This window comes from Cobetia sp. MMG027, from assembly GCF_027947415.1.
Classification (GTDB): Bacteria; Pseudomonadota; Gammaproteobacteria; order Pseudomonadales; family Halomonadaceae; genus Cobetia; species Cobetia marina.
Genome location: NZ_JAQJIO010000007.1, coordinates 269986 through 293941 on the forward strand (window position 1 = coordinate 269986; position 23956 = coordinate 293941).

22 protein-coding genes are annotated in these 23956 nt (G+C 60.6%); 15 read left to right on the plus strand and 7 right to left on the minus strand.

From position 1 onward, the window contains the following. Nucleotides 1–26 precede the first annotated feature (26 nt). The 12 genes from PJK54_RS11930 to PJK54_RS11985 all read left to right on the plus strand — a co-directional run bounded on the left by PJK54_RS11930 (nucleotide 27) and on the right by PJK54_RS11985 (nucleotide 12832). A complete protein-coding gene (locus PJK54_RS11930) occupies nucleotides 27–449 on the plus strand; it encodes a phage tail fiber protein (protein WP_141392407.1) in 423 nt (140 codons plus the stop codon). Nucleotides 450–462: 13 nt separating this feature from the next. Continuing rightward, the gene (locus PJK54_RS11935; protein ID WP_271302953.1) at nucleotides 463–2613 is read left to right on the plus strand and encodes a hypothetical protein; all 2151 of its coding nucleotides are present in this window, start codon (nucleotides 463–465) and stop codon (nucleotides 2611–2613) included. Then, nucleotides 2610–2879: a phage fiber-tail adaptor protein gene (locus PJK54_RS11940; protein WP_271302954.1), complete on the plus strand. Its 270-nt coding sequence runs from the start codon at nucleotides 2610–2612 to the stop codon at nucleotides 2877–2879. Before PJK54_RS11935 ends, PJK54_RS11940 begins: the two co-directional genes overlap by 4 nt. Nucleotide 2880: 1 nt before the next feature. Further along, nucleotides 2881–5334 carry a hypothetical protein gene (locus tag PJK54_RS11945; protein ID WP_271302955.1) on the plus strand — a complete coding sequence of 818 codons (2454 nt, stop codon included), beginning with the start codon at nucleotides 2881–2883 and terminating at the stop codon, nucleotides 5332–5334. 63 nt (nucleotides 5335–5397) lie between these two features. Further along, nucleotides 5398–5598 carry a hypothetical protein gene (locus PJK54_RS11950; protein WP_271302956.1) on the plus strand — a complete coding sequence of 67 codons (201 nt, stop codon included), beginning with the start codon at nucleotides 5398–5400 and terminating at the stop codon, nucleotides 5596–5598. 81 nt (nucleotides 5599–5679) lie between these two features. After that, nucleotides 5680–6048: a hypothetical protein gene (locus tag PJK54_RS11955; protein ID WP_271302957.1), complete on the plus strand. Its 369-nt coding sequence runs from the start codon at nucleotides 5680–5682 to the stop codon at nucleotides 6046–6048. After that, nucleotides 6045–6329 carry a hypothetical protein gene (locus PJK54_RS11960; RefSeq protein ID WP_271302958.1) on the plus strand — a complete coding sequence of 95 codons (285 nt, stop codon included), beginning with the start codon at nucleotides 6045–6047 and terminating at the stop codon, nucleotides 6327–6329. The genes PJK54_RS11955 and PJK54_RS11960 overlap by 4 nt, the downstream gene beginning before the upstream one ends. After that, on the plus strand, nucleotides 6326–6877 hold the full coding sequence (locus PJK54_RS11965) for a glycoside hydrolase family 108 protein (RefSeq protein WP_271302959.1): 552 nt from the start codon (nucleotides 6326–6328) through the stop codon (nucleotides 6875–6877). Before PJK54_RS11960 ends, PJK54_RS11965 begins: the two co-directional genes overlap by 4 nt. Continuing rightward, nucleotides 6874–8580: a hypothetical protein gene (locus PJK54_RS11970; RefSeq protein WP_271302960.1), complete on the plus strand. Its 1707-nt coding sequence runs from the start codon at nucleotides 6874–6876 to the stop codon at nucleotides 8578–8580. Before PJK54_RS11965 ends, PJK54_RS11970 begins: the two co-directional genes overlap by 4 nt. Then, nucleotides 8570–12139 carry a phage tail tip fiber protein gene (locus tag PJK54_RS11975; RefSeq protein WP_271302961.1) on the plus strand — a complete coding sequence of 1190 codons (3570 nt, stop codon included), beginning with the start codon at nucleotides 8570–8572 and terminating at the stop codon, nucleotides 12137–12139. The genes PJK54_RS11970 and PJK54_RS11975 overlap by 11 nt, the downstream gene beginning before the upstream one ends. 4 nt (nucleotides 12140–12143) lie before the next feature. Continuing rightward, complete coding sequence (locus PJK54_RS11980; protein ID WP_141392416.1) at nucleotides 12144–12332, plus strand: hypothetical protein; 189 nt, start codon at nucleotides 12144–12146, stop codon at nucleotides 12330–12332. Next, complete coding sequence (locus PJK54_RS11985; RefSeq protein ID WP_271302962.1) at nucleotides 12329–12832, plus strand: hypothetical protein; 504 nt, start codon at nucleotides 12329–12331, stop codon at nucleotides 12830–12832. The genes PJK54_RS11980 and PJK54_RS11985 overlap by 4 nt, the downstream gene beginning before the upstream one ends. Before the next feature lie 54 nt (nucleotides 12833–12886). Here the strand turns inward: PJK54_RS11985 and PJK54_RS11990 are convergent, their stop codons facing one another. Together PJK54_RS11990 and PJK54_RS11995 are read right to left on the minus strand one after the other, a co-directional pair. Further along, nucleotides 12887–13135, minus strand: coding sequence for an NAD(P)H-dependent oxidoreductase (locus PJK54_RS11990; RefSeq protein WP_271302963.1), 249 nt, complete (start codon nucleotides 13133–13135; stop codon nucleotides 12887–12889). Nucleotides 13136–13269: 134 nt separating this feature from the next. Beyond that, nucleotides 13270–14253 (minus strand): aldo/keto reductase, encoded by a 984-nt coding sequence (locus PJK54_RS11995; RefSeq protein ID WP_271302964.1) that lies wholly within the window; start codon nucleotides 14251–14253, stop codon nucleotides 13270–13272. Nucleotides 14254–14276: 23 nt separating this feature from the next. Between PJK54_RS11995 and PJK54_RS12000 the strand changes: the two genes are divergently transcribed. After that, on the plus strand, nucleotides 14277–15290 hold the full coding sequence (locus PJK54_RS12000) for a LysR family transcriptional regulator (RefSeq protein ID WP_333781916.1): 1014 nt from the start codon (nucleotides 14277–14279) through the stop codon (nucleotides 15288–15290). Here the strand turns inward: PJK54_RS12000 and PJK54_RS12005 are convergent. Beyond that, a complete protein-coding gene (locus PJK54_RS12005; protein ID WP_191237151.1) occupies nucleotides 15287–15436 on the minus strand; it encodes a DUF4113 domain-containing protein in 150 nt (49 codons plus the stop codon). The genes PJK54_RS12000 and PJK54_RS12005 overlap by 4 nt on opposite strands. A gap of 230 nt (nucleotides 15437–15666) precedes the next feature. Between PJK54_RS12005 and PJK54_RS12010 the strand changes: the two genes are divergently transcribed. Then, nucleotides 15667–16893: a glutamate carboxypeptidase gene (locus PJK54_RS12010; RefSeq protein ID WP_254696507.1), complete on the plus strand. Its 1227-nt coding sequence runs from the start codon at nucleotides 15667–15669 to the stop codon at nucleotides 16891–16893. Between the two features lie 100 nt (nucleotides 16894–16993). Here the strand turns inward: PJK54_RS12010 and PJK54_RS12015 are convergent, their stop codons facing one another. From PJK54_RS12015 to PJK54_RS12025, 3 genes are all read right to left on the minus strand, one after another. Then, nucleotides 16994–18412, minus strand: coding sequence for an amidase (locus tag PJK54_RS12015; RefSeq protein ID WP_271302965.1), 1419 nt, complete (start codon nucleotides 18410–18412; stop codon nucleotides 16994–16996). Nucleotides 18413–18504: 92 nt separating this feature from the next. Then, nucleotides 18505–20031: a sodium:solute symporter family protein gene (locus PJK54_RS12020; protein WP_077371298.1), complete on the minus strand. Its 1527-nt coding sequence runs from the start codon at nucleotides 20029–20031 to the stop codon at nucleotides 18505–18507. Nucleotides 20032–20041: 10 nt separating this feature from the next. Then, on the minus strand, nucleotides 20042–20281 hold the full coding sequence (locus tag PJK54_RS12025; RefSeq protein ID WP_077371300.1) for a hypothetical protein: 240 nt from the start codon (nucleotides 20279–20281) through the stop codon (nucleotides 20042–20044). 345 nt (nucleotides 20282–20626) lie between these two features. Here PJK54_RS12025 and PJK54_RS12030 point away from each other — a divergent pair, with 345 nt between their 5' ends. Then, complete coding sequence (locus PJK54_RS12030) at nucleotides 20627–22819, plus strand: OsmC domain/YcaO domain-containing protein (protein ID WP_271302966.1); 2193 nt, start codon at nucleotides 20627–20629, stop codon at nucleotides 22817–22819. Between the two features lie 112 nt (nucleotides 22820–22931). Here the strand turns inward: PJK54_RS12030 and PJK54_RS12035 are convergent, their stop codons facing one another. Beyond that, nucleotides 22932–23873, minus strand: a complete 942-nt coding sequence (locus tag PJK54_RS12035) for a LysR substrate-binding domain-containing protein (protein ID WP_271302967.1) — start codon at nucleotides 23871–23873, stop codon at nucleotides 22932–22934. Between the last annotated feature and the right edge of the window lie 83 nt (nucleotides 23874–23956).

Here is a 23956-nt window from a genome sequence, read left to right on the forward strand (position 1 = left end):
CAGCCAACTTTTACGAGGAATGACTAATGGCAGCTTTTTCCGACTACCTGGAATCCGGCATCTTGAATGCCACTCTGCGCGGGCAATCGCTGTCCACGCCGTCTTCCATCTATATCGCCCTGTTCACCTCTGACCCGACCGATGAAGCGAGCGGCAACGAGCTGACTGATTCCGCGTACCTGCGTCAGGATGCGGCCAAGGGCGAGACGATCAGCAACGGCTGGACCGCACCGACCGTGTCTGGCGACGGCATGATGTCCTCCAACGCCAAGGTCATCCAGTTCCCGCCGATCGCAGACGGTTCCGTCACCATCAGCCACTACGGCATCTTCGATGCCCAGACCGGCGGCAACCTGCTGTACCACGGTGCCTTCACTGTCTCCAAGACCCTCGAGGTCAATGACGTGCTGTCCGTCGATATCGGCGGCGTGCAAATCATTCTCCGCTAAGGGGTAACTGCCCATGTTCGCGCCGCTGAATGGGGCGCCGCTAAACGGCGGCGCGACAGGACTCTGGGCACAAGGGACTGCCTCCGCCGAGGCACAGATCAGTGCCTCGGTGGACATCTATTCGATCGAGTCGGTCACCATGCCGTCTCGCCAGGCCAACTCCGAATCCTCGGCGGTTGGCCTTCGCATTACCTCCGCACCCACCGCCGTCTCTACTGCATCGGCTTCTGCCGAAGGGGTGGGCCTGCGAATCACGTCCGCACCCACAGCGGGGGGCACCGCCAGCGCTGATTCTGAGGCGACCCCCATCCGCATGGCAGGGTTCGACGCGGAGCTGATCATCGAAGCCGTGGCCGAGCTGGCTCACGAGCGCCACGCCTACCTCTATGCCACCAGTCTGATCGAGGCGCAGTCAACGGCAGACAATGCCCGCCGCACTCGGGCCAAGGCCAAGTCGGCGGCGACGGCGTTCATGGCCGCCGATGGTTTGCGCCCCGTGTTCGCGGAAATCGACCTTTACGCCGATGCGGATACCACAGCGGATATTCAGGTCACGAAAACCGCCGATTCCACGGCGGTCAGCATTTCTGAGCAGGCGGCCATTGCCGTTCGGCAGGTGGTCCCGGATGCCGCCCTCGATGCCATCAGCAACGGCCAGGGCGAGTATTGGCGCCACGCCTATATGGACGGCGCGGCCACCAGTGAATCGGATGCGGTCGCGGCAGAACCCTCGAGTCGGGGAGTCGCACTGGTTTACATGGGGGGCAGTATCGAGGCCCGGAGCTTCGCCCCCGATGTTCCACCTGACCGCACCGCCTGGGCCAAACTGGCCCGGGCCCGCACCCAGACCATCAGCTGGCTGGATGAATCCGATGTCGAGGTGCTGCGCGTCCGCCAGCGCTACGCCGAAGGGACAGCGGTCGCCAGGTCGTCTACCCGCGCGGTGCCCAACACGATCCTGGGGTATAGCCAGGTCTATGTGCAGTCTGAGTCGGTAACCGATCCAGACAAACTCTGGCTGGTGCGTGGTGTGGAAGGGCAGTGTACCGGCGAGGTGGACGCCACGACGCGGTCCTCTCGCATCACGGTCATCGAGGGCAACCCGATCGGGGAAGCCTTCACGCATATCGCGCCGACCATCACCCGCGATGGCGTGGCCTACTCCTACGCCACGGGGCAAAGCGCGGCCGAGGCCGAGCAGTGGTTCAACGCCCTCAACTACACCTGGGCCCCGGCCGGGATGTCACCCGCTCAGAGTGACGTGATCCTGACGCCCTACATGGATCGGGACGGACGCGGCGATGTGGTGGCAACCGCTGGCACCGCGATTGTGACCCGCATCAATCCCTGGGTCTTTGCCGAAGGGCGCGCGACCGTGACGGCGCAGACGGAGGCCGAGCCAATCCATTACCGCTCGATCTATGGCGAATCCGTCATGGAGCCGACGGCCGAGACACAGGCCGAGCCGATCCATTACCGCTCGATCTATGCCGATGCCGTACTCGATGCCACGGCGGATTCCGAGGCCGAGCCGACGCACTACCGCTCGATCTATGCCGAGGCGGACCTGGTCGCCATCGCAGACCCGGTGGTGAAGGCCAATCGCCTGCGTTGGGTCGGCATGGAAGGCAGCACGATCGCTCGGTCGGATCAGCTGGCCGAGGCCATTCGTTACCGCTGGGTCGGCATGCAGGCCAAAGGGGTGGCGGCCAGTGCTCCGGTGGCCGAGGCCGTGCGCCTGCGTTGGGTCGGCATGGAGGCCATGACGATTTCGGTCAGCGACCAGCTGGCCGAAAACGGGGCGATCCGGCTGGCCAGTGCCAACGATGCCAACGCCAACGTGATCTCGATCGCGGATAACCGCCGCTGGACCTCGGGCCAGGGCACCAGCCACAGCTACGCGCGCGGTGGCCCCACTCAGGTCACCATCTTCCACGTCTGGTATGCCAAGTCGCTCATGCGGCCCACGGCAGACCAACGGGCCGTGGCTTTCCGCATCACCTCAGCCCCCCCAGGCCAATGCACTGCGCGGGCCAGTGTCGGGCGCGGGTCCTTCATCATCAATCCCGGTGCCGCTGCCCCTGATCGCCGCACCATCGTGGTCCCGGCAACTGATCGCAGCATGACGGTCGCGGCGACCAACAGGGAGTACCAAGTCGCATGAAGACATTCCGCAAGCAGCCCAGGGACCACCTGGATTACGACATCGTCATGTCCGAGTGGCTATCGCCCGGCGACGAGGTCGAGAACCTGGAAATCGTGGACCCGCCCAGTGGCATCGAGGTGACACAGACCTCGGTGTCCCCTGACCGGGTCAAGCTATGGATTACCGGCGGTGAAGATGGGCAGAGCTACAAGTTCACGGTCCTGATCTACACCGAATCGCGCACCAAGGAAGTGGATTTCCTGATTGTCGTTACGGAGCTTTGAAATGTCACAACTCTATTTGAACAACTGCCATGCCGTTCTCGACGCAGCCGTCTCCCCCGTAAGCACAACCCTTGTGCTTACGGAGATGCACGGATTCCCCCTGTCGCTCGCTGAGGATGAGTGGTTCACGCTGACCATCTTTGTTGATTCATCGCGCTATGGCTCCAACCTAGAGGTTGTGAAGGTTACGGCCATCTCCGGGAATGAAGTTACCGTCGAGCGCGGGCATGAGGGCGCCGCCCTTGGGCATAACGCAGGCGAAATCGTCGAGTCCCGACTGACTGCGGATGCTATGGCTGGCCTCCAACGACTCGCTGAAATCCCATCTTGGGAAGCAGGCGATATTCGCTATTCTGTCGGCGTGTTCGACACTCCCTGGCATCCGTCGCGGGGTGATTACGCGATCCGCAACGGCCTCCAGATCGCGGACATGCTCGCCCAGCCACTTGGCGCTACCGTCCAGGACATTACCCCAGCACCGAGTGTGGGTCGTACCGCTAATTCCGCTGCCAGCAACGGCGAAATCATCATGGTGACGCCCCGCATTTCCGGCGGGCAGCTCCTGACGGTCGATCTGCGCGATATGACTTACTCCCAGGTGGCGTTCCCTTACGACGACGGGGATAACTACAAGACCGCTCGATTGTACGCCACAGCAAACGGCGATTTTTTCTACGGCTCCGCGCACGACATGCTGTTCACTCGCGACGGTATCGACAATGACCACGTGGACTTTCCGGCGACGCCCACCTCGGACCCATACAATGTGGTGTACGGCGCGGGGGTAATCTTCGTGTCCTATAGCGAATCTTCTAGCGCTGCGGATGCGCCGCGCGTGAGCCTCGATCGCGGGGAGACTTGGAGCACCTGCACCTTCGACCTTTCCCAAGCGTCTGACCCCTCAATCCTCGGCGATTTTGATCACCCGATCGTGAAAGTAGGGGGCTACTACATCACGGTGGCCGGTAAATCCCGCGACGAGCGAGTGCTTCGGTCCGTGGATGCCATTCACTGGGAGGTAGTCGCGGAGCAGTATGGTTACTGCAGTGCGGTTGCCGCGTTTGGGGACAACGTCGTGTTCGACTTCGGGGGCAAAGCGTTCATGTATAGCCCGGCCGATGGCGCCTTTAGCCAGTTGTCTGACACGCCCATCGGACCTCCTTGCGTCGAGCACGATGGGCGTCTATGGATGCTTTGTTCAGGTCGTGCTTACGCGCTCGCTATCTCCGCCGATGGCACCGTTGAGGAAGTTCCGTTCACTGATGAAGAGCGTATGCACGCCGAATGCGCCGTCAGCACCCCTCGCGGCATTGTCGCGGTGGGCCGGTACTCTGAAATCCTCCTGTTTTCTGCATATCCGAAGTATGTGGCGACGGCTGATGCCCCGCGCACTACACCCGTACTCTACGACGCCAATGTAGTTGAGGACTCTTCGGCTTCCGAGCTTCCCCCATCACCGCTATACGACACCGTCATTGCTGGACGCGATGGCGCAATCGCATTCCCGAATGGGGATTCGTTCGGCACGTATAAAGTAGCCCATACCTCTGGGGACGCGCGTGATTGGGAAGTCTCCCCTGAGCAAACACAATACGGCATTACCTCGGGGGTCTATCACAGGGCGACTGATACCCTCTATGCCACTACAAGCAATGATGGACTCGTGCGTAGTCTGGATGGCGGATATACCTGGGTCGAGGTTCCGGGCCTCACTGAATCAGGCGTTAGGGGCGACACGCTGCACATTGCTGGCAACCGGATGTTCTACTCCCCGGCGGACTCCACGGTTGCCTACACCGCAAAGTCCGATGGTGTGTGGGTGGCGCTCCCCGAGGTTATGGTCAGTGACGCCCCCTTGGTCATCTCGGGGATCGCCATGCGGACATCAGACGTGGGGCCGCAAGGACTCATTACCTACGAAGGCCGCTACGTCTCCACGACTGACTTCGTTACCGTTTCTGCGCCGGTAGCGGTGCCGCCTGTCGAGGGTAGTACCCGCGAGTACACAGAAGTGGCCGGCATCCGCGATTTGTGGGCAATCCACCAAGCCTATGCTGGAGCCATGATGACTTCCGCAGACGGAATCACCTGGGCTGAAGTCTCAGTCAGCACGCAGGTGGATAGCACTCGCCCCGTGTTGTGGTCCTTCGAGGGCGCTCTGATCCTCTCCACAGATGCGTACAATGCTGTACGCAAGGTGGCCCGCTCTACGGATGGCGAAAACTGGACGGACATGACAGGGCTCATCCCCAACGTGCTTCGTCACCCTCCGTTCAGACTGCCTTACACCAACGCCATCTTTGGTGGGGCCACGATCACTTACGACTCCGCTCCTTATTACGACCCCATCGCGGCGCTACGCCTACCCGAGTTGTCCGATGTTGGGTTCTTGAACATGGGCGGCGAGTTCGAGATCGGTCGAATCGAAACCGCCAACAGTGGCGGCGATTTCTAAATAAGGTTATCCCACCGAATAACCCCCGGCGTCCGGCCGGGGGCATCGCATGAGGGCATGACTATGCCGGCTGTTATCCTGAAAATCCTCACCAGTATGGCCACCACGCTGCTCACCGAGCGGTTCCTGCTCAACCTACTGATTGTCCTGGCGGAACGCCTGGCGAAAAGCACCAGCAACACGCTGGATGACCAGATCGTCCGTGAGCTGAAACGTGCCGTCGAAGGCAGCAAACCCACACTCTACAACGAGGTGAAAAAGTAGCCTCGCATAATAAGCAATGCTTATAATGGCTACTCTGGCGCAGTGCAATTCATGGGCGTCGAGTGATAGGAGGGATGGCAATTGTCGGATGAATTGAAGCGCATTGCCGCCGAAAAGACCGCCCAATGGGTTGTGCCAGCGCTGATTATATTTGGAGCCGTTTTGGTCAAATGGCTCTACTCAAAAACAAAACGGTCATGGTTCGACTGGCTGCGGTATTTAACCGTGTCGATCTTTGTCGGCGGGGTAATGAATCTGTACTTGGCGGATATTCCTGACCAAGACATGGGTCCAGGGGCAAAAGGCGCGATTCTCGCATTGGTGGTGCTCGTCGCCGACCACATTCTGACGGGAATCTTCAAGGTGGGCGCGGAATTCGCCCGTGATCCGCACGAGTTCATGGTGAATTGGTCCACCACATTGCGGGACATCTGGAGGGGAAGGAAATGATCACTGTTGTCTCCTGGCTCAACGTCATTGCATCCGTCGTCGTGATATTCGGCGCGGTTCTCACTGCCCGAATCGTGCCGAAAGGCCGACGAACGGACCTGCTGATCATGGAAGCCATGATCGCCGTGACCTACCTGATCCTGATCAATTCGCGGGGGATTTATGCCTTCGCGTTCACGACCAGCTCCGTGGCATGGCACCTGTTCGATAGCGCTGTGCTGTTCTACATCGTCTTCCAACAACGGCGGGCCTGGTATATCCGCCGGAGGCTACCGCGATGATGACATTTGGTGTGGCATTCGAGCGCGTCATTGGCCATGAGGGCGGGCTATCCCTGCACCGCCGTGACCCAGGCAACTGGACAGGTGGCAGTGTCGGGGTCGGGGTGCTGCGTGGCACCCGCTTCGGTATCAGTGCGGCCCGCTACCCGAGAGAGGACATCCAGAATCTGACCCTCGATCGGGCCAAGCAGCTGTACCGCCGCGACTTCTGGGATCGTGCCCAGGCGGACCAGTTCCCGCCGGCCGTGGCCTATCAGACCTTCGACGCCGCCGTGAACCATGGTCCTGGTACCGCGATCCGGTTCCTGCAGCGCGCCCTCGATGTTGCCGATGATGGCCATGTCGGGGCTGTCACCCTGGGCGCTCTGGAGCGTTCCGACATCGATGATGTGCTCAAGCGGTTCAATGCCGAGCGCATCCGCTTCTACGTGAAGCTGTCCTCCTTCGCTGACTTCGGGCGCGGCTGGATGGAGCGGGTGGCCACCAATCTGGAATACGCGGCGGATGACTACAACGCCCCCTGGTATGTGCAAGTGGAGGCCGCATGAGAATCCTGACCTTCGAGGGCATGGCGCCCCAGGTGGACCCATCGCGCCTGGCAGAGGGTCTGTCCGAACGTGCAGTGAATGCGGGTTTCCAGCGCGGTGCCCTGACGGCGCTGCCAGTGAACTTCGCCAGCACCAACTACAGCAAGCTCAAGGGCAACCGCACGGGCGGGCTCAAGACGGCCGAGTCGCTGTTCTACTCGCACATGGCCGACGCCTGGTTCGTCTTCACCGATCAGGTGCGTCGCGGCATCGACTCCCTGATCGCCCCGCAGGACGAATGGCGCCGCATCTATTTCGCGGACTCGACCGGGCCGCGCTACACCATCGGCGACAACTACTCCGACAACTCGGTGAACATCACCCCGACGTCCTATCGTCTGGGAGTCCCGGCCCCGGACGGTGCGCCCCTGGCGCGGCTCGCATCCGAGTCCATCCCGGAGGGTATGGAGGAAGAAGACCTCAACCGCCAGCGGGTGGTGTACGTCTTCACCCTGGTCGATGACCTGGGGCAGGAAGGTCCGCCCTCGATCGCGTCCGGCGGGGTCGAGGTGCCAATCGAGTTCGACTTCAGCGTCACGGTCGATCTTCCCCTGGGCAACAGCGATACCGGGCAGCGTCGATTCACGGGCGCAGCCCGCAAGCGCGTCTACCGCTCCACGTCCGGTTCCAGCGGCACCTACTTCCAGTACGTGGGCGAGGTGGCCTACACCCAGGCCAGCTTCACCGATACGGTGCCTTACGGGGAAGAAGCCGAGGTGCTGCCCACCGACACCTGGCACCCGGCACCGGACGAGATCAAGGAAATCGATGCGGTCGGCTCCAACTTCCTCGCCGGCTTCTACGGCAACATGCTGTGCTATTCCGAGGTCAAGCTGCCGCACGCCTGGCCCTATGAGTACCGTTTCCCGCTCAAGACCCAGATCACGGCGATCCAATCCACGGCCAACGGCCTGTTCGTCGGGACCACCGGCAAACCGTACTGGTGCTATGGCGCGGACCCGCAGGCCGCCGTCCCCCAGGAAATGGACTACGACTACCCGTGCCTTTCACGCGACAGTGTTGTCGATGTGGGCGGCTTCGTCGTGTATGCCAGCCACGATGGCCTGGTCGCGGTCGATGGCCAGCAAGCCCAGCTGCTGACCGGCGGCATCTTCACCGCTCAGGACTGGAAGGACCTGGACCCGGCGACCCTCAAGGCGTTCGCCTTCGAAGGCCGCTACCTGTTCTATGTCCCGCTGACCGACACGCTCTACGCCATCACGCCCAGTGACCCGCGCTCGCTGACCCTGGTGTCATCCGGCTCCGCCGAGCTGTTCAGCAAGATGACGTGCGCCGCGCGGGACAGTCGCCACGATCGCACCATCCTGGTCGCCGACGGCTTCGGCATTCCCAACCTGACCGAGGTCATGAGCACTGCCGCCGGCAACGTGTCCTGGACCAGCCGAGTGGTGCGCGACCGCCCACGGGCCTTTGGCCTGGGGCAGGTGATGGCGTCGGAATATCCCGTGACGCTCACCATCCGGGGCGATGACCGCGAGCTGACCCTGACGGTGCAGAGTGAGGACCCGTTCCGACTGCCGGCCTGGGGCCGCAAGCGCGAGTGGCAGCTGACCCTCGAGATGGAGTCCAAGGGGGACAGCCGCCGGGCCATCTATTCCGCCGTCCTGGCGGGGTCCACACAGGAGCTGGTCTATGGCGCGTAAACGCATCACGGCACTGCCGGACATCCCGCGCGACGCCACGCCGACACTCCGCCGCTGGATGGAGGCCATGAAGGAGGCCACGGAAGTGCGCCTTGGCCGGCGGGGTGATCCGGGCGAAGCAGCCGTCACGTTCAACGATTTGGTGGACAGCGGTCTGGTGCAGGGCCTGGGGCGGATCAATCCGCTGACGGGCCTGCCGACGGTGCTGCCGGTCGGCGATAGCGGCGACGTGGCCACGCCGCCGCGCCCCACGGGCGTCTACGCACTGGGGGTGTTCGACGGTATCCACCTGTTGTGGGATTTCCCGGGCTCCAAGTACCAGATTCGCATCGTCGAGATTCGTCGGGGCCAGACCAATGACTTCAACGAGTCCGATGTCCTGGGCAACGGTGCCGGGGCCAGCTACTTCGACGTGATCCCTGGGCAAGAGGCGCAGACGTACTGGTACTGGCTGCGCTTCGTGAATGCCTTCGGCACCGTGGGCCCGTGGTCCGAGGCTGTGTCGGCCACCAAGATCGCGGACATCGGCTACCTGATCGAGCGCCTGACCGAGGAAATCGACGCCTCCTATCTGGCCGAGGAGCTGCGCAAGGAAATCGAGCTGATTTCCAACTTCGAGCCTGGGTCCGTCAACAGCCGCTTGAAGACCGAGACGGATGCTCGGGTGCAGGCGATCCTCGAGGAGCACCAGGATCGGGTCAAGGCCCTGCAGGCGGAAGCCAAGGCCCGCCAGCAGGCGGTCAGTGCCGAGGCCAAGGCCCGCGCCGATGCCCTGGTGGATGAAGCCAAGGCCCGGACGGCGGCGATCGAGGCCAACCGCGAGGCATGGACGTCAGAAACCGAGTCGCTGGCCCGTGAAACCGAATCCCTTCGCTCCACGGCACAGGGCCTGGGGAGTGAGATCGACAGCGTCCGCCAGGCGAGTGTGAAAGGGGACGAGGCCCTGGCCCGGACCCAGGAAACGCTGACCGCTGCCAGCAACAAGGCATTCGCGGACCTGGCCACCGAGCGCCAGGCGCGGATCAACGGCCTGAATGCCCTGACCACCAGCTTCGAGAGCCAGATTGCCCAGGTGGCCGAGGACTATGAAGCGGCCATCCTCGAGGAGCGCACGACCCGTATCCAGCAGGGCGAGTCGCTGGCCCGCGACCTGGGGCAACTGTCCGCGCGGGTCGATAGCAACGTGGCCGACATCACACGGGAAGAACAGACCCGCGCCAGTGCGATCAGCGCCTTGAGCAGTGCCGTCGAGAGCATCACGGCCCGCCTCGATGCCACACCCGTATGGGTCAGCAGCTTTGAGGACGGGGCAGACTACGATCGTTGGAATGCCCCCGGCGGGGCCACGATTTCGGCCTACACCGCTGACGACTTCGGCGGCGAGCAGTCTGCCGTGATCGGCTACAGCGGCAGCAATCCGTCTTCGGGCGGCGCGACGGGCGGGGTCAATGCCCAGATCACCGAGAGCATGGCGCAGAACTTCTCCGAGAAGCGCATCCGTGTGACGGGCTATGCCAAGCGTTTCCCCACCGCCAGTCAGGCATCGAGCGAGTTCGCCGTGGCCTACTCGACCGCCGAGGTGGGCAACAGCGGCTGGCAACGGTTCCCGGTCGAGGACGACTGGACCCTGTTCGAATTCCTGTGGGACGTGCCGGGTGCCAACAACGGCGGGGCTGACTACCTCGGTATCTGGGGTGACACCAGCAACAGCGGCAAGAAGGTGTTGATCGACCTGATCAGCATCCAGCCGGCCACTACCGAGGAAGACCTGCCGGCCATCACCGCCGCGATCAACGAGGAGGCCAGCGCTCGGGTGGCCGGTGACCAGGCCAATACCCAGCAGATCAACACGGCCAAGTCGCAGCTAAATTCGGCCATCGCCGAGGCCAATTCGGTTCGCGAGACGGAAGTGAAGCGCGTCGATGACCGGGTGACCAGCGTCAGCCGCAAGGTGGACACGACCCGCAATGCGCTGGAAGGCAGCATCGCCACCACCAACACCCGCCTGGTGTCCGAGGTCAAGGAGCTGGAGAACGGCATCAACGCGGCCAGCGGCAAGATCGACACGGTGGAATCGCGTCTAGGGGACACGATCGGCGACGTCCAGTCGGAGCTGAACAGCGAGACAAAGCGCCTGGATGGCCGGATCAACACCACCAGCAAGAAGATCGATACGACCCGCTCCCAGCTGGAAGGGAAGTTGAGCACCGCACAAACCGAGCTGACCAGCGAGATCGAGAAGGTCGATAACCGTGTCACCTCGACCAGCCGCAGCATCACCAACGTGCGCAATGAGCTGAAGGGCGATGTCTCGGGCGTGCGCAACTCGCTCAACAGCGAAGTGAAGGAGCTGGAAGACTCGATCAAGAGCACCAACACGGCATTGACCAAGGCGCAGTCCCAGATTGGCAAGGACGTCGCGGCCGTGGAAACCAAGCTCGGGACCGAGGTCGGCAAGATCAACGGCGAGCTGACGACGCTGAATTCCTACTGGTATGCCAAGGTGCAGACCAACGGGCTGATCGGCGGCTTCGTGGTGGGCAACAACGGCGACAGCATCGACGCCATTTTCGATGTGGACCGCTTCGCCGTGGGTCGGACCAGCAAGGATGCCCGCAAGCCGTTCATCATTGTCGGCGGTGATACCTACATCAACAGTGCCCTGATTGCCGAGGCATCGATCCAGGAAGGGCAGCTGGGGCCGATCACCATCGGCAAGCTGACCAAGGGCGACGGCACCCCGATCACGACCGTGGGCGGGTTGATCCGCGCCGACGCCATCGAGGTCAACAACCTGGACGTGCGCAGCGCGGCGCGCTTCTCCGGTGACGTGTTCTCGGACAACTTCCAGTCAGGGAAGACCGGGTGGGCCATCCTGCAGAGCGGCTATGTCGAGTTCAACGACGCCATGATCCGGGGCAACCTGGAAGTGCAGTCGATCACGGTCAACGGCCAGTCGCCCTTCGGGGCACTTCGCCTGAATGACAACGACGAGCGCCGCAGCGCCAGCCTGGCTGGGGGTGGTAACAGCTATGGGCACCGGGATGCGGATTACCGCGAGATTTCCGCCAGCCATGTGGCCACGCAGAAACTGTCCAAGATGCCATCCGGTTCCCGCTTGAGCCTGACATCCTATCCACGGGTCGCGGCCTCAATGAGTGGTCGCTACGGCAGCGGTAGTCTTCAGGACCGTACCGGCGATGGTGGCGATTATTGGGTCGCGCGCACGGGGGCGATCAAATGGTTCGTTCGTGTGCGAATCCGCACCTGGATCGATGGCAAGTTGGTGCTCGACAAGAGCCACACGCAGTCGGACGAAAGCAAAGGGTCGCGGGGTGAAGGGCGGCCACAGCCGACCGCAAGCCATGACTATTACCACCCGAAAGCACGGGGTGGTTACAACATGGAATACAAGTACGGCAGCTATCGCTCTACCTCGACCATCAAGACTCAAACAGACATTTCGGTGAAGGGGTGGGTCTACAATGGCGGGCTCGGGATTTCCTTCGATTCCGACGGCGGCAATATCACAACAGGTGACGTCTTCAGACTGGGGTAATGATATGGATGACATGATCCGCGACACCATCGACGAGATCAGTGAGCAGGGTGAAAATCTCGAGACGCTGATCGCCGTCGGACGCACAAAAGAAGGGAAGGTCAGTCTGGTAACGCTGGATGGTGACCGCGAAAGGCTGATCGTTTTATTGGAGCGGGCGAAAAATATGCTGGTGCGGAGTATGGACCCATGAGCGTTCGCCTGGTGCCGATTCCAGAGGATGTTATTGCGATCCTTGAGTCGCTACGCTGGCCCGTCGAAACCTGGGAGCGGTTCAACACCTTCGAGGATTTCGATATGTTCGGCCGCCCACCGGCCAGGGACCTGGAACAGGTGGCCACGGGCACGCAGGTGATGCTTGACCGCTATGATGCGTCCTATCAGCCCTTGCTCGAGGCCCTGGGCGCAGAGCGTATGACCAACGCCATCGTGTATCCGGCCGGCAGTATCATGGGGTGGCATACCAACTCGGACAATCCGGGGGTCCGCCGCTACTACACCTGGAGCGAGGAAGGCGGCGCCGTCTTCCGCTATATTGATCCAGAGACAGGTGAGCGCCACGACTCCATCGACCCACCCGGTTGGGTCTGCCGCGAGTTCACCGTGACCCGTGACCCATTGTTCTGGCACACTGTCTGGACGCCGGTTGAGCGATGGGCTTTCGGAGTCATGATGGCCCGCGACGAGCGTTGAGACATTTCTGGGTGTACCACCAGCGTACCACCCGACAGAAAAAAAGCCTCCAACTCATTGAGTTTGGAGGCTTTTATTTTCACATGATCCCATCCACCAACCCGGGGTCTGATAGATGATCAGGTCCGCCCACAGCTGTTTCTCCACCTCCGCCTTGGCGTCAAAGCCTTCCACGATGACGGTTTCGCGCACCTCATGGCCCAGCTCGGCCAGCTCACCGCGTGCCAGCTCATGCAGGGTCGCATTGAGCTCGCCATTGGAATGGGCAAAGGCCTTGCCGCCGTTGATCAGTAGAATCTTCATGCCGGGTACTCCACAACTGTTGGCTTTTCAGCAATGGCGCACAGCATGAGCGTTCGCAAGTCATTGATAAAGCGGCGCTGGCGTAAAACACCTTTGCTGTGGGTGCAACAATCCGATCAGGTTGCGCGCGATATCTACGCATTCACTCCCTTCATGCCTTCTGCGGTGTAACGCTCCCCGATGATGGGTAGCTGAGCTGTGGCTTCTTCCAGTCGACGTTGCTCTTCAGGGGTAAGGATAAATGTCGTGGCAGCGGCATTTTCCATGAGATAGCGCTGCTGCTTGGTGCCGGGAATCGGTACGATGTCAGTTCCTTTCGATAGCAGCCAAGCCAGCGACAATTGCGCGGCAGTACAACCCTTTTGACTTGCCATATCGGCAATCACCTCGGCCATCCGGCGGTTGGTTGCCATTGCCTCATCGGAGAAGCGGGGTAGGCCTGAACGGAAATCATCTTCACCGAAGGCATCATTGTGTTGAAAGCGTCCGGTGAGATACCCACGACCAAGCGGCGAGTAGGGAACAAAGCCGATGCCCAGCTCACGACATGTCGGCAAGATGCTTTGCTCGACATCCCGCGTCCATAGTGAGTATTCGGTCTGCACTGCCGTGATCGGGTGTACTGCATGAGCACGGCGCAGTGTTTCCGCATTTACCTCACAGAGTCCGATATGGCCGATCTTGCCTGCCTTCACCAACTCTGCCAACGCAGTGATGGTTTCCTCAATCGGTTGATTGGCATCGACACGATGCACGTAATAAAGATCGATCTGTTCGATACCAAGGCGCTTCAAGGACGCATCGCAGGCAGTACGTATGTACTCGGCGCTGTTATCGAGGCGACGTGCATATTCGCCCGGATTGCGCACGATGCCGAACTTGGTGGCAATGCGTATCTGTGCTCGATGTTTGGCCAGAACATCCTTGAGTAACGCTTCGTTGTGATGTGGCCCGTAGCAGTCGGCGGTATCCAGGAAGTTGATGCCAAGCTCGATAGCCTGATCAAGAACGCGCAATGACTCAGTGTCATCGCGGGGCCCGTAGAATTCGCTCATTCCCATGCAGCCGAGGCCGATGGCGGATACTGACAGGCCATTACCGAGGATTCGATGTTCCATTCGATGTCTCCTTGAGTGTTGGAGTGACAGCGCGTCACTATCCTGGAATGAAAAAAATTGACGAGTTGGATAAGTCGTTTTCCAGAAATGGAAGGCAAGGTTCACGCGGCTGGGTCTGGGATGACACGCGGGTGTTTCTCGCTGTCGCTCGGCTAGGGACTTTGAGTGCTGCTTCACGCGAGCTGAAATTGGGCATAGCGACGTTGTCGCGCCGCATCGAGCGACTTGAACAGGCGCTGGGGATACCGCTGTTCGTGCGTCAGCAAACGGGCTATCAGCTCACGGAGGAGGGGGAGGATCTGCTTGATAAGGCCGAAGGGCTGGAATCAGCGGCCTTGGCTTTTGCTTCGGAGGTCTCTGCGCAAGCGCAGATCAGCGGGAAGGTACGTCTGGCAACAGCAGAAAATCTAGCCACGGAATTGATCCTGCCGGCATTGCCAGCCTTTTATCAGCGTTATCCTGAGCTATCGATTGAATTGATGACCGATAGTACGACCGTCAATCTTCATCGCCGGGATGCCGATCTTGCACTGCGCATGCTCAAGCCGGAGCGCGGAAATGTAACATTGAGGCGGTTGGGCGTCCTTGGCTACGGGCTCTACAGCAGCGCTGAGTATGCAAGTCAGAGAATCGAGGAGATCAGACCTCTCTCAGCGTCAGGAGTCATGGATTCATGGGCATCTCAATCGTTTTTCCGCGATAGCTTCATCACCTGGAGTGATCATTACTCACACCTACCTGCCTCACAGTGGATCGAGACTGCGTTACAGGGACGAGAACCGGCATTGAGAACGACGTCGCTGAGGTCTCAGGTCGTCGCTGCGCAAGCAGGACTTGGTATCGCGTTATTGCCGCATTTCATTGGCCGCGAGGCTGATTTACGTTGCCTGTCAGCCGTGACGGCAATCGATCAAGACATTTATCTGGTCATGCAGACAGACTTGGCGCATTCACGTCGTGTCCGTGCTGTCGCTGATTTTCTGGTGGAGCTGGTCAATGACAATGCGACGCGACTGAGTGGCGAGTATTGGCACTAACGCAATCGCTTCAATTCCTGCCAGTTGGTGGTGTAGCGGGCGCTGCGGTGGGCGCAGCGCAGTTGCCAGGCGGCGTCGGGGCGTGCGACGCCCAGACGCACGGTGCCGCGGCCCATCTTCTGATTCATGGCGTCCAGTGTCGCCATCAGCTGCTGACTGCGTTCACGCCCGGCGATATCCGCTTTGATGTCGAGCAGCGAGAGCTGTTCGCGTAGCCGTCAGTTGAGAGGGCGTGCAGCCTCACGTGATGAAGCTGTTCCATGAGCGTCACGAGAGATGAGCGCTGACGACCCAGGGGTTTGCGTTTCCAGGCTATCCACCTTACCTTCATATATTCCTTATATAACAATATTCGAGGTGGGAAATGCGGTTATCGATGCTGGCGATGGGATTGGCATATGGGTTGTGCAGTGCCAATGCACAAGCTGCAGATCATCAGGATGTGCAGGATGCCGTCGAGCAGCAAAGAGCCCCCTTGCTTTCGACACTCGAAACGTTGGTCAATGTGGATTCTGGCACGGGTTACAAAGCAGGCTTGAGCGATGTCGAGGCAATGCTTACCAAGCATCTCAAGGCGCTTGGTGCACAGGTGGAAACGTATCCTGCCGAGACATATGGCGGAAACACGATTGTCGGTCGCCTCAAGGGAGATGGCAGTCGCAAGATCATGCTGATGATTCACTATGACACTGTCTTCGATGAAGGCGCCGCTACGCAGCGTGCCTTCCGTATCGAGGATGGGCGTGCCTATGGTCCTGGCGTGGGCGATGCGAAGGGCGGTGCAGCCGTTATTCTGCACAGTCTCGAGGCGCTGAAGACGCTTGGGTTTGATGACTATGGTCAGGTGACGGTCGTCTTCAATCCTGATGAAGAGAAAGGCTCCCCCGGTTCGCATGAACTGATTCATGAGCTATCGGCTGATCAAGACGCCGTGCTGGTATTCGAGCCGACCTTTGCTGATCCGGGAGTCGATGCCGTGACCGTCGTCACCAAGGGCATCAACTATGCATTTCTCGAGGTAAAAGGCCGTGCCTCCCATGCCGGTGGCGCACCTGAAGAAGGGCGCAACGCCATCATGGAGTTGTCTCATCAGCTGCTGCAGTTGAATGAACTGGGTGATGCGGACAAGGAGACGACACTCAACTGGACGATTGTCGAGGGTGGCGTCAAACGTAACGTGATTCCCGAGCATGCCAAGGCAGAAGGTGATATGCGCTACTTCGATAGCAGCGAGTATCAGCGCGTCTTGAAGGAAGCGCAGTCCATCACGAAGAATCAGTTGATCGATGACACCGAAGTGGAGTTCCACCTCGAGAAGGGACGTCCGCCGCTACCTGAAAATCCGCAGAGTCAAAAGCTGGCCGAGCAGGCTCAGAAGATCTATCAAGAGCTGGGGCAGACACTGCAAGCGGTCGAGATAGGTGGCGGCACCGATGCGGCCTACGCCTACCATGCTGATTCCGAGAAACCCGCAGTGCTAGAATCCTTGGGACTCGTCGGGGGCGGCTATCATAGCGACAAAGAATTTGTGCTGGTTGATAGCATCGTGCCACGCCTTTATCTGACGACACGCATGATCATGCAGCTTTCCGAGGTGGATTGATCAGAAAGCAGCCGGCGATTTTCTATAGAACCTGTTGATGTAAAAACGGCACTGTCGATGACAGTGCCGTTTTTTATGCGTTGCCTTTCTCATGACCGTTTCATTGCGAGAGCTTGGGATAGACAAGTTTAGGAAGCATCTCCTCCAACAACATGGCCGCATGCATCACCTTCATGTCCTGGAATTTACCTCCGACAATGTGCAGGCCGACAGGCAGTCCCTGATCATCCAGCCCACAGGGGAGGGAGGCTGCGGGTTGTTGAGTGAGGTTGAAGGGGTAGCTGAAGGGGGTCCATTCCATCCAGTCGTGATATTTGCCCTCCGGCGGTACGTTGTGGCCGGCAGTGAAAGGTGAGATGGGCAGTGTAGGGGTGATCAGCAGGTCCCATTGCTCGTGGAAGGATTGCATGTGTGCGCAAAGCGCAGTTCGCTCTCGTTTTGCCGCCAGATATTGCGACAAGGAAGTGTTGCTCCCGCGCGCTGCTATGTCCAGCAAGCCCGGGTCCATCTGATCTCGCTGGCTGTCGGTCATCTTCTCGAGCACCTGGGTGGCACCCGCGAACCACAGGGTATTGAAGGTCTCCAGCGGGCAGGAGAAGCCCGGATCTATCTCGATGACCTCCGCGCCCAGTCGGGACAGCTGAGTGACGGCGTTATCCACTCGCTTGCGTATGTCTGGCGCGACTTCCACGTAACCCAGGGTCGGGCTGTAGGCGATCTTCCAGCCTTGCAGCGAGACTGGCGCTCGGGTGTCCATTCTGAGACTGCCCGGATTGCCAAGCAGACCATCACGGCTATCGGGCTGCGCCATGCTCTCGAGCATCAGGAGGCTATCGGAGGCCGTGCGCGTCATTGGTCCCAGGTGTGAGAGGGTCGACATGGCACTGGTCGGCCACTGGGGAATCCAGCCAAACGTGGGTTTCAGGCCGAAGGTGCCGGTAAAGCTGCTGGGAATGCGGATCGACCCACCTGCATCACTGCCTTGATGCAGCATGCCCAGGTTGAGCGCGGCCGCTGCTCCAGCTCCACCCGAGGATCCACCGGAGGTCAGCGCGGTATTCCAGGGATTGCGTGTCACGCCGTGCAGCGGGTTGTCCGTCACTCCCTTCCAGCCGTACTCCGGTGAGGCTGTCTTGCCGAGAAACACGGCGCCTGCCTTGCGAAGACTCGCAGCCACCGGGGCATCGACATCACTGCCTCCGTCCGGGGATGTGGTGGCGGAGCCGTACCGGGTCGGCATGCCGCGCGACAGCGTGAGGTCCTTCAATGTGGTCGGCACGCCATCCAGTGGGCCGCATGGCGTGCCCTTCATCCAGCGGGCTTCGGCGTCTTTCGCCGCCTTCATTGCCCCATCATGGGCGATGTGCACGAAGGCATTGATCTTGGGGTTGAGCGTGTCGATACGTTCCAGGCAGTCTCGGGTCAGCTCGACAGGGGAGAGCTCGCCTCGTCGAAACAGTGCCAGGGCATCAATCGCTGTCAATTCAGATAATTGCGTGGGAGTAGAGACTGGGTTCATGGCCGATCCTGTCCATTGGGTAGCAATCAATCGAGTGGCTGAATGTGCTCGGAAACGAAAAGGGCCTGCGTGATGCAGGCCCTTTGTTCTGGTCAGCGGGCTTCGATCACCTGAGATGGACCAGCCTCGGCGTCTTCCAGCTGCTCCGGGTGATATTCCGCGGTGTAATCCCGACGCGCCTGGGCGAAGCGTTCCACCACCTCGGCATCCTTGCGCTGCAGGGCGAGGCTGAGGATCACGAAGGCTGACGCATTGAGGATCAGGCCCCAGATACCGGCATGCAGGCCAAGCGGATTGCTGACACTGGCGCCGTAGGACAGCCACAGGACGGTCACGATGCCCAGGCTCAGGCCCCAGAAGGCCGCTTGCGGGTGCGCCTTGCGCCAGGTGATGGCGCCCAGTGTCGGCACGATCAGCTGAGCGGTACCCGCCAGTGCCGCGATGCCGATGGTGACCAGCAGTCCCGGAACGGTCAGGGCCAGGATGTAGGCCGCGAGAGAGAAGCCCACCAGGGACAGGCGCCCGATATGGACGATGCGTTCCTGATTCGCCTGCGGGTTCACGTAGCGCTTGTAGATATCCATGGTGACGACGGTCGATACCGCATGGATCTGGGAGTTGGCCGTGGACATCGCCGCGGCGGCCCCAGCCGCCATGATCAGCGAGGCCAGCAGGTAGGGCGCATAGTTCATCAGCATGATGGGCAGGATCTGGTCAGCATTCTCCAGGCCAGGCTCCAGCAGTACCCCGGTATAGCCCGTCAGTACCGAGCCGAAGTAGGCGAAGGCGGCGAGCCCCAGCAGAAAGGGCATCAAGCCGAACAGCTTGCCGCTTTTCACCGAATACATGCGCAGCCAGATCTGGGGGCCCATGAAGGCACCGATGGCCACTATCACGAACAGCGAGAACCACATGGAGTAGCCCATGTTGCCATTCGGCCCCGGCAAGGTCAGATGCGCGGGCGAGTCGCTGGCAAGCTGCGCGAACATGCTGGTCGGGCCACCTGCCTGGCCGGCGATGTAATAGCCCGCATACATCATCCCGAAGAACAGCAGCGCCCCGTAGATCACATCCGTCCAGGCGATGGCGCGGATCCCGCCGACCCACACATAGACGATGATGATGAAGTAGAACAGCAGCGCGGCCAGCCAGAAGGGCACGACGCCACCCGAGGCAACCTCGATCAGATACGCACCGCCGGTCAGCTGGATCTGCAGATACGGCACGGTGAAGATCAGCGTGATGACGGCGACGAGAATTCTCAGCGCTTCACTGTTGTAGAAGTCGCCCATCAGGTCTGACGGCGTCAGGTAGTCGAAGCGCTTACCGAGATACCAGACACGCTTGCCCACCCAGTAGTACATGAAGCCGAAGAGCAGGTTCCACGCCAGCGCCGTGAGATAGATGGGGCCACTGGTATAGAAGGTGGCGTTGGAACCGAGGAAGGCAAAGGCGCTCCACCAGGTGGCCGCCACCGTGAAGAACACGGCAATGCTGCCCATGGCCCGCCCTTGCACGAAGAAATCTTCACTTGTCGTCTGGGACTTTCGCGCGGACACGAGCCCGACGATCAAGGGGATGATCATGAAGGCCGCGATGATCAAGATACTTCCCGTCATGATGAGCTCCTCAGCGCTTGCCGCCGGTGGAAGGGGCCTTGGCGCTACCCCAGTTGGTCAGGTAGGCATACAGGAACACGGCGGTCAGGAAGCCCCACCACACCAGGTTCCAGACGAGGAAGAACGGGATTCCCATCACCATGGGCTCGATCTTGTTGGCCATCAGGATCATCGGGCTCTCGAGCATGAAAAACCCGAACAGCATGCTGCCGTAGATGGCGACCTTGCGGGTCGTGAAGCGCTTCATCATTGCATACCCCTTTATTGTGGTTGGTGGGGGGTGTTGTGACCTGTCGTGGACAACGACAGGGGGCGGAACATGGCAATGCATCAATTATTGTATTTATGCGTATAAATTAACCAATAGGTGACAATCCCCATACCGTCAAGAAAGTGGCGGCGATTGCACCGGATGTTTCAGGAAGTGAAGAAGATCCGCCGGCCTCCCTCAGCGGCTGGCGACAGCAGGAGTGCGCAAGTCTTCCGCTTTTTGTCTCACCCGCGACGCAGGCCCCCAAAATCTGGATAATGGCGCCCATCGCGTAGCCGCCTCCGGCGTGCTGGCGCCCATACTCTTCACAGCGGTGCATCGTTCATGGAAATCAAGGTCAACTTTCTCGACAACCTGAGGCTCGAGGCGAAATTCGACGACTTCACGGTCATCACCGATCAGCCCATCCGCTACAAGGGCGATGGGTCGGCGCCGAGCCCGTTCGACTACTTCCTGGCGTCCTCGGCGCTGTGCGCGGCCTACTTCGTGAAGGTGTACTGCGTGGCGCGCAACATCCCGACCGAGAACATCCGTCTGTCGCAGAACAACATCGTTGACCCGGAAAACCGCTACAACCAGATCTTCAAGATCCAGGTGGAGCTACCGGAAGAGCTGTCCGACAAGGATCGCCAGGGCATCCTGCGCTCCATCGAGCGTTGCACGGTGAAGAAGGTCGTCCAGACCGGCCCGGGCTTCGAGATCGAGACGGTCGACAACCTCGACGAGGACGCCCAGGCCCTGCTGATGGCGGAGCCGCCGGAAGGACAGAGCACCTGGATCGAAGGCAAGGACCTGCCGCTGGAGCAGACCATCGCCAACATGACGGGCCTTCTGAATGATCTCGGTATGAAGATCGAGATCGCCTCCTGGCGCAACATCGTGCCCCACGTCTGGTCGCTGCACATTCGTGATGCCGCCTCGCCGATGTGCTTCACCAACGGCAAGGGCTCGACCAAGGAGAGCGCGCTGTGCTCGGCGCTGGGCGAGTTCATCGAGCGTCTGAGCTGCAACTTCTTCTACAACGACCAGTTCTTCGGCGAAGCCATCGCTGACAGCGATTTCGTGCATTACCCGAACGAGAAGTGGTTCCAGCCGGGCCCGAACGACGAGATCCCGGAAGGCGTGCTGGACGATTACTGCCTGGAGATCTTCAATCCGGACGGCGAGCTGGGTGGCTCCAATCTGATCGACACCAATTCCGGGCGTGCGGACCGTGGCATCGTGTCTCTGCCGTTCACCCGTCGCTCGGATGGCGAGACGATCTACTTCCCGTCCAACCTGATCGAGAACCTGTACCTCAGCAACGGCATGAGCGCCGGCAACACCTTGCCAGAAGCCCAGGTGCAGTGCCTGTCCGAGATCTTCGAGCGTGCCGTGAAGCGCGAGATTCTCGAGCAGGAACTGACCCTGCCGGACGTGCCGCAGGAGGTGCTGGCCAAGTACCCGGAAATCGTCGAGGGCATCGAGGCACTGGAAGCCCAGGGCTTCCCGATTCTGGTCAAGGACGCCTCGCTGGGCGGCCAGTTCCCGGTGGCCTGCGTGACCTTGATGAACCCGAAGACCGGCGGTGTCTTCGCCTCCTTCGGCGCGCATCCGAGCTTTGAGGTTGCCATCGAGCGCAGCCTGACCGAGCTGATGCAAGGCCGCAGCTTCGAGGGTCTCAACGACTTCATGCCGCCGACCTTCAACTCGCTGGCCGTCTCCGAGCCGAACAACTTCGTCGAGCACTTCATCGACTCATCAGGTCTCGTCTCCTGGCGTTTCTTCAGCTCGAATACCGACATCGAGTTCGTCGAGTGGGACTTCTCCGGCAGCAATGAAGAAGAGGTCGCCAACCTGTTCGGTATCCTCGATGAGATCGGCAAGGAATCGTACATGGCGGTGCACGAGGACCTCGGCGCGCCGGTGTGTCGTATCCTGGTGCCGGGCTATTCCGAGGTCTATCCGGTCGAGGACCTGGTGTGGGACAACACCAACATGGCGCTGGATTACCGCGAGGACATCCTCAATCTGCATCGTCTCGATGACGATCAGCTGGCGGACCTGGGCGAGCGTCTCGAAGAGAGCCAGCTTGATGAGCACATGGACATCAAGACGCTGATCGGCATCGAGTTCGACGAGAACACCATCTGGGGTCAGCTGACGATTCTCGAGCTGAAACTGATGATCAATCTCGCGCTGGGGCAGCACGAGGATGCGCTGGATCGCGCCGAGATGTTCCTGCAGTACAACGACAACACCGTCGTGCGCGGCCTCTACTACCAGGCCATGAAGGCCGTGCTGGAGATCACCCTCGACGATGAGCTGGAGCTCGAGAACTACCTCTACAACTTCCGCCGCATGTTCGGTGAAGACACCATCGCTGCCGTGGTCGGCTCCGTGCAGGGTGAGGTGCGCTTCCATGGTCTGGAGCCCACCAACATGCAGCTGGAAGGGTTGGATCGCCACCTGCGTCTGATCGAAAGCTACCAGAAGCTGCACGCCCATCGTGCTGCCTTGGCGGCCGAGCAGGCCTGATGCTCGCCTGCTGAATCCTGTGGCATGACCTGTGGCATGAAAAGAACGGCCCCTCACTGGATGGTGAGGGGCCGTTTTCGTTTCCGGGGGCTTGCGTATGCGTACCAGTGTCTCAGGACAGCACCTTCTGACCCTCTGCCAGACGCTGACAACACGCGATGATCTGCTCCCTGATCCAGCGGTGCGCCGGGTCCTTCTGATAGCGGCGATGCCAGCTCAGATGGAAGGGGAAGGAGGCGAAGGCCACGGGTGGCGGCACGAGCGTGACGGCGAACTGACGACAGAAATGCTGGCACAGCCCGGTGGGCAGGCTCGCGATCAACGGCGAGCGTTCCAGCAGGGAAGGCACGGCCATGAAGTAGGTGACGGCCAGCGCTACCTCGCGCTTCAGCCCCTGACCCTCAAGCTGCTTGAAGATACCGCTTTTCAGGCGGGCATGCGGTTGAACCAGCACATGGGCGTGGTGCTCGAAATCCGCCTTGGTCATGCGGCCCTCGCCATCCAGCCGCTCCAGCAGGGGATGGCCATTGCCCACCAGGCAGTCGATGCCTTCGGTGATCACCTCACGCACCACCAGATTCTCGGGCGGATCGACCTGACGCCCGAAGGCGAGATCCGTCGTGCCGCTCATCACGCCAGCCTCGCTCATGTCCTGTGACAGTCTGCGTACCTGGAGGGTGATGCCGGGGGCCTGCTCACGCAGGATCGTCGCCAGTTGCGGCAGGATCAGCACCTCGAAGTAGTCGTTGGCGGCGATCTCGAAATGACGGATCTCGGTGGTGTGGTCGAAGTGTCGCTCGCTGTTGATCAGGCCGTCGAGGTCGGTCAGCGCCGCCTCGATGGTCGGGAACAGATGGTCGGCCTTCTCGGTGGGGCGCATGCGCTGGCGATCACGAATGAACAGCGGGTCATTGAACAGCTCGCGCAGTTTCGACAGCGCCGCGCTCACCGAGGGCTGACTCAGGTGCAGACGCTCGCCGGCGCGGGTGACGTTCTGCTCGAGATACAGCGCATGAAAGGTGCGCAGGAGGTTGAGGTCGTAATTGAGCTTCATGATGACTACCAGAGCAGGCGGAGTGTCGCGGCTGCACTCGGACGAGTGAGCACTATTTGTCTGGATGATAGCAGCTATCCGGA